Origin of the sequence: Christensenella sp., assembly GCF_034927525.1 — a bacterium.
GTDB lineage: Bacteria > Bacillota > Clostridia > Christensenellales > Christensenellaceae > Christensenella.
This window is the reverse complement of the sequence record NZ_JAYFPU010000089.1, coordinates 1-3,059: the sequence shown is the minus strand read 5'-3', so window position 1 is coordinate 3,059 and position 3,059 is coordinate 1. Positions and strand designations below refer to the sequence as shown.

The 3,059-nt window shown below is 48.7% G+C and carries 3 protein-coding genes; all 3 read right to left on the bottom strand.

What is annotated here, in order from left to right:
* Window positions 1–49: 49 nt before the first annotated feature.
* A complete protein-coding gene (locus VB081_RS03495) occupies window positions 50–1,714 on the bottom strand; it encodes an AMP-binding protein (protein WP_323399462.1) in 1,665 nt (554 codons plus the stop codon).
* 86 nt (window positions 1,715–1,800) lie between these two features.
* A complete protein-coding gene (locus tag VB081_RS03490) occupies window positions 1,801–2,712 on the bottom strand; it encodes an NAD-dependent epimerase/dehydratase family protein (protein WP_323399461.1) in 912 nt (303 codons plus the stop codon).
* A 104-nt stretch (window positions 2,713–2,816) separates the two neighbouring features.
* Window positions 2,817–3,059 (bottom strand): HAD family hydrolase (locus VB081_RS03485; RefSeq protein WP_323399460.1); only part of this gene is annotated, 243 nt, incomplete at its 5' end.

Below are 3,059 nucleotides of genomic sequence, written 5' to 3'. Positions count from 1 at the left end.
CGAACAAGTTATGTATTGCAATATTATCAATCATTTCAGCCTTACCACATTATGCGGTTTCGATCTTTTCCGCATCCTTCAAATCCAGTTCTTCGATCGCCCACTCACGCATTTTGTATTTCTGGATCTTGCCGCTTGCCGTCATTGGGAAACTATCCACAAAACGTATGTAGCGCGGAGATTTGAATCGCGAAAGACCATCCCTTACAAAATCAATCATTTCTTCTTCCGTCGCTGTTTCGTCGTCCTTCAATATAACACACGCAAGTACTTCTTCCCCATAGCGTTTGTCCGGCACGCCGATCACCTGTACATCGCGCACCTTGGGGTTGGTATACAAAAATTCCTCGATCTCGCGCGGATAGATGTTCTCTCCGCCGCGGATGATCATATCCTTTAAGCGGCCTGTAATCTTGAAATAGCCGCCATCGTCCATCGTTCCTAAGTCGCCCGTATGCAGCCAGCCGTCTTTGTCGATCGCCTGCGCCGTCGCCTCAGGCATCTTGTAATACCCCTTCATGATGTTGTAGCCACGAGCCACGATCTCTCCCTGCGTGTTATACGGCGCATCCTCGCCTGTTTCCGGATCGATGATCTTCGCTTCCACGCCGGGGATCTTTTTACCTACCGTCGCCACGCGCACTTCGATCGGGTCCGTCGTGGTCGTCATCGTGATCGCGGGGGACGATTCCGTCTGTCCGTATGTGATCGTGATTTCACTCATGTTCATATCTGACATCGCGCGCTTCATGAATTCGATGGGGCAAGGCGAACCCGCCATAATGCCCGTGCGCAGCGTTGAAAAATCATATTTGTCAAAATCCGGATGATCGAGCATGGAAATAAACATCGTCGGTACGCCGTGCACCGCCGTGCATTTTTCCATCTGGATCGCGTTCATTACCTTGACGGGATTAAAGTGGTCGATCAGAACCATTGTTGCGGCGTGCGTATACGAAGCCATGACCCCCAGCACACAGCCAAAGCAATGGAACAGCGGCACGTTGATACACAAAATATCGTCGTGCGTAAACTTCATGCAGTCGCCGATCGCCATGCCATTGTTGACAAGATTGTAATGCGTAAGCATAACGCCTTTGGGGAATCCTGTCGTTCCCGACGTATACTGCATGTTGATCACATCATGGATATCGAGCTCGCTCTTACGCTGCGCAAGTTCTTCCGGCGTTACTTTTTCTGCAAATTCAAATAACGCATCCCACGCGAACATGCCCGGCTGATCTTCTTTATCAAGAAAGATCACATTTTTCAAAAACGGCAATTTAGAAGCATCCAGCTTGCCCGGCTCACATTCCTTGAGCTCCGGACACAGCCCGTTGATATGATCGACATAATTATTGTCCTTCACGCCCTGCATCATGATGAGCGTCGTCGTATCGCTCTGCTTAAGCAAATATTCCAGTTCAAACTGCTTGTAGTTCGTATTCACCGTGACCATCACCGCACCCATTTTAGCGGTCGCAAACTGCGTGATGATCCATTCCGGATAATTGCTTGCCCAGATAGAGACTTTATCGTCCTTCTTGATCCCCATACCCATAAATCCGCGCGCGATCGTGTCTGTCAGCTCGTCGAATTCCCGATATGTATAGCGTATCCCCAGATACGGCGAAACCACCGCCTCATGATCCGGATATTGCTGCGCCTGTTTGGTGAGTAAGTCCCCTATCGTTATTTCCATCAATTCAGACATACATCTGCCTCCCTGAAACCTATTCAAAACTTAACCAATATATTTTACCAAATATGAAGCCTTTTCGCAACCGATCATGCAATTTTTTAGCGCGATCTAAGAAATGTTTGATAGGTTTCAGTGAGACCATGCGCAAACGGCGTGTAAGAAAAGCCGAGCGTTTCACCTGCTTTGCCGCCATCGTATAATTCGTCCTGATCGAGCGGGAACGGCAGCGGGATATTATCTCTGTACACCTCGTCTACCGTTACCTCTTTTATGTTCAGGGGATGGTCTGCAAACGTACCAAGCAGTTTTGTCAGACTTTTATACGTGACCTTTTCTTCCCCCGCAAGGTTATACGCTTCATCATATACAGCGGCATTGCCCACACAGCCCATCAGGATGCGTGCGATATCTTTGACATACACAAACGAAAACGCACAGTGAGAATCTGTCGGAAGCGGTACTTCCTGCCCCCTTGCCATCAATTCAAAATAATACGATTCACGCGGCGCATAATTAAAAGGGCCATATACGAACGCAGGGCGCACGATGGTATATGCGACACCGCTTTTTTTACAAACTTCCTTCAGCTCATTTTCCAACAGCATTTTGCCATACGCATATTCCGCACCGGGATACTCTCCTTTTTCTGTAATCAGCGGCGCATCCTCTTTTTTGGGTATACCCGAAGACGGCGCAAACACACTGCAGCTGCTGATATAAATATATTGCTTTGTACCACCCGCAAGCGCCTTTATCATTGACCTGATGTCCCCCCGCCCGTATGCACAGAAATCAATGACCGTGTCGAACTGTTCTTCTTCACCAAGCGCGTTTTGCATGCTCTGCGCATCGTGCCTGTCGGCTTTTATTTCCCTGATCCTGTCATTTTTGAGCGGAAACCTTCCACGGTTCAGCACGCATAACTCAAAATCTGTTTCACGTGCCGCCAAAATGCTGAACACACGTCCGATAAAATAGCTCCCGCCGATCACTAAAACTTTTTTCGCCATATCCATACGCTCCTTTTGCTGCTAATACTAACAAGTTTTGCCACAGGTTGCAACAAAAAAGGCAGGAACCCTATCCTGCCCTTTGGTTTCATTTCTTTCCTCCGCTATTGTATCAATTCCTCATGCGAATCAATGACTTTATCCGCCAGCGAAAGGTCTTGATTGCCCGAATCCGGATTTTGCAGACCGACCGTAAACAGTCCCGCTGCTTTTGCCGCACGTACGCCTGCCGCTGAATCCTCGATCGCGATACATTTGCGCGGATGAACTTGAAGCGTCGCGCATGCGTTTAAGTATACATCCGGTGCAGGTTTTCCACGTCCCGCGTCCTCCGCGCTCTCAAGTGC

Excerpts from the sequence above, each read along its gene's own strand:
- VB081_RS03495 (WP_323399462.1), bottom strand. The coding sequence starts at position 1,714 with ATGTCTGAATTGATGGAAATAACGATAGGGGACTTACTCACCAAACAG.
- VB081_RS03490 (WP_323399461.1), bottom strand. The coding sequence starts at position 2,712 with ATGGCGAAAAAAGTTTTAGTGATCGGCGGGAGCTATTTTATCGGACGT.